The following is a 2,488-nucleotide window of genomic DNA, read 5'->3' as shown; positions in this document are numbered from 1 at the left end:
TCCGCATAGAGTCACTCCTCACTTTTTGTCCTCACTTGGTAAAGCTCCAGCTGCCATTTAGCATGAAATGACGGCCTTTGCTGCTGCAATCTATTGTTGGTGAAGATAGTCTTTTTCTGGGCCTGCCGCGTTCGACGCCATTACCAGGCTGGAAATTGCCAAAGAAGCGTCAAGCGTACCATCGGCGCGCACGTTCCAGACGATCTGATCATAGTCGTCTTCAAGCACCGGATCGACGGCAAGACATTTGGCGACGATGTGATCAGCCTGCCCTTGCACGTCGCCCAAGACGAATGGGCGCTCGGCCACACATTGCTCGGCGGTCGCGAAAATGCTGACGGGCACCTGGAGTTCACGGCAGTCGGCCATCGTGTTCGAGCAACCGATGACCAGCAGCAATGCAGCGATATGTTCCATGGCGGGAAAGTCCTCTCGCCATAGTAACGGTCCACATAAGCCAAAGTTCCTGGCGCGCTGGCCGGGCAGGGAAATAAGACGGCGACAATTGATTCTGTCGCCGGCCGAAACGAGCTGGCCTCAATAGACCAGCTGGTACAGGGCGACCACCACGATCACCGCCACCAAGGCCAACGCAACAAGGCGCAAGGCTCCGTTGGGGACAGGGGCCAGCGGTGGCGCGGATGACTCGGAGTCCTCAAACTCGCCCATGGAAATCCGGGCGGCCTGCTCCAGTCTGTTCATATCGGCAACCGTCAAGGCATTCCCTCCCGCACCATGCTGCAAATCCTGCTGCGGAAATGTTCGGTGATGCAACAGGTTCCAGCGGTATCTGGGAAAAACAGCATCTGCTTTTATGGTGAACAGCTGGTTAAGAAAGCTCGGGTCGCTCAATCCGTCTCGAAATTGCCGTGTGGAACGACAAGGCGGTACTCGAGACGGCCAGCCGCGATTTCGAGCGTCGCCGTTCCGTTCAGTGACGCCGGCACGACCCGTTCGAGTGCGACGCTGCCGAAGCGCTTCTCGCTACGCCTGACATCACTGGCTCCGATTGCCTCGGCCCATGTCAACGACAGGGAGGTTCCCGTGTCGGCGGCGGTCAGGTTGGCTGTAACATTGACGAATCCATCGGGCCGCGACAGGGCGCCATAGCTCACCGAATTGACGGCGAGTTCATGCATCGCAAGGCCGATATGCAGGGCAGCGTTGGGATTGAGATAGGGGTTGGCCCCCTGAAACCTCAGGCTGCGAACCGGATCGCCGCCGTAGCGGCCCACCTGGCCCGATACGAGTTCGCGAAGTGCGGCGCCCCGCCAGTTGGAAGAGGTCACGAGATCCTGGGACGAAGCCAGCGATTGCAGCCGGCCGCGAAAACGTGTCAGGAAATCGCCGATGCTGTCGGAGTAGCGACCGGTCTGGGTGGCTATGCTCTGGATGATCGCCAGCAGGTTTTTCGAGCGATGGCTCACCTCCCGCAACAGCGTCGTCAGGGTCTGCTCACGGCGCTTCTGCTCGGTCGTCTCGACCATCGTGGTGACGACGCCTTGCACCGTGCCGCCGTCGCCGTGGTCGGCATCGATCCAGACCTCAAACCAGCGGCTGCCATCCTCGACGGGAACGCTGATCTCGAGACGTTGGGGGTTGCCGGATGCAATGACGTCGCGCTTGGCCGCGCCGATGCGGTCGGCCTGCGCCTCCGGCAGAATACCGATGCTGTCGGCGGTGTCCGAAACCCAGGGCGCACGCATGTTGCGCGCCCATACGGTTTTCATCTCGCGATCCTGGTAGAGAACGGAAATGCCGGCATTGTGCAACGCGTGAAGAAGGGCGCGGCCGAGCTGCATGCCGCTTTCGGCAGGATGGAGGGCGATGACTTCATCGCTTTGCACGTCGTCCTTCCTGTTTCCGGTCCTGGAACCCATCGGCCAAACTGTCCACCCAATTCAGGCTGAACGGCTCACCGGTGAATGGGTTCCAAAGAGGTTTCCCGAACCCGCCGCCAAAAAACGGTCCGCCGGACGGCGTCCTTTGAAGGACACCGCCCGGCGGTGGCTGGAAACCGTTTGAGGGGTGCGGCTTCCAGTGTTCGGCCGTCCGTCTTTACGAAGCCCTTTTGAACAGGCCCGCAAGAAGCGAAATGACCAGGAAAGCGAGGAAGATGAAAAACAATATCTGCGCTATGCCTGCAGATGTACCGGCGATGCCGCCGAAACCAAGCGCGCCGGCGATGATCGCAACGACGAGAAATACGAGCGCCCAGTAAAGCATGATGCATCTCCTTCGAATGATGCGATAAAAACGTGGGTGGTTGCGGTTTGTTCCCAGCTTTTGCCGAAAAAGACCGAGCTTGCAATTCGTTCGGCAGCCGGACGCGCAGGAAATTCGCCCTCACCGCCCGATGCGTGGATCAGGCGGCCCGAAGTGAAGAATTGAAGAATTGAGGAATTGATGAATTGACGATTTTGATGATCTGGAGAAATCGGCGAGCGAGGCTATCGCCTTCAATTCCTCAATTCCTCAATTCCTCCAC

4 protein-coding genes are annotated in these 2,488 nt (G+C 59.0%); all 4 read right to left on the bottom strand.

All coding sequences use genetic code 11. The features are described 5' to 3' along the window. Positions 1 to 90 precede the first annotated feature (90 nt). Entirely contained in the window at positions 91 to 417 is a 327-nt protein-coding gene (locus tag EOD15_RS32755) for a hypothetical protein (RefSeq protein ID WP_127267715.1), read from the bottom strand. 120 nt (positions 418 to 537) lie between these two features. After that, a complete protein-coding gene (locus EOD15_RS37110) occupies positions 538 to 852 on the bottom strand; it encodes a hypothetical protein (protein ID WP_236383520.1) in 315 nt (104 codons plus the stop codon). Further along, positions 849 to 1,880: a sensor histidine kinase gene (locus EOD15_RS32745; protein ID WP_164748875.1), complete on the bottom strand. Its 1,032-nt coding sequence runs from the start codon at positions 1,878 to 1,880 to the stop codon at positions 849 to 851. Before EOD15_RS32745 ends, EOD15_RS37110 begins: the two co-directional genes overlap by 4 nt. A gap of 178 nt (positions 1,881 to 2,058) precedes the next feature. Next, positions 2,059 to 2,226, bottom strand: coding sequence for a DUF1328 domain-containing protein (locus EOD15_RS32740; RefSeq protein WP_013529282.1), 168 nt, complete (start codon positions 2,224 to 2,226; stop codon positions 2,059 to 2,061). Positions 2,227 to 2,488: the final 262 nt, after the last annotated feature.

The sequence above is a fragment of the Mesorhizobium sp. M7A.T.Ca.US.000.02.2.1 genome, from assembly GCF_003996995.1.
GTDB lineage: Bacteria > Pseudomonadota > Alphaproteobacteria > Rhizobiales > Rhizobiaceae > Mesorhizobium.
Note: the sequence above shows the minus strand (reverse complement) of the source record. Positions and strands in the feature narration are given on the sequence as shown.

Bases quoted from the DNA above. Each gene is read 5' to 3' on its own strand.
- EOD15_RS32755 (WP_127267715.1), bottom strand. From the start codon at position 417: ATGGAACATATCGCTGCATTGCTGCTGGTCATCGGTTGCTCGAACACG.
- EOD15_RS32745 (WP_164748875.1), bottom strand. From the start codon at position 1,880: ATGGGTTCCAGGACCGGAAACAGGAAGGACGACGTGCAAAGCGATGAA.
- EOD15_RS32740 (WP_013529282.1), bottom strand. From the start codon at position 2,226: ATGCTTTACTGGGCGCTCGTATTTCTCGTCGTTGCGATCATCGCCGGC.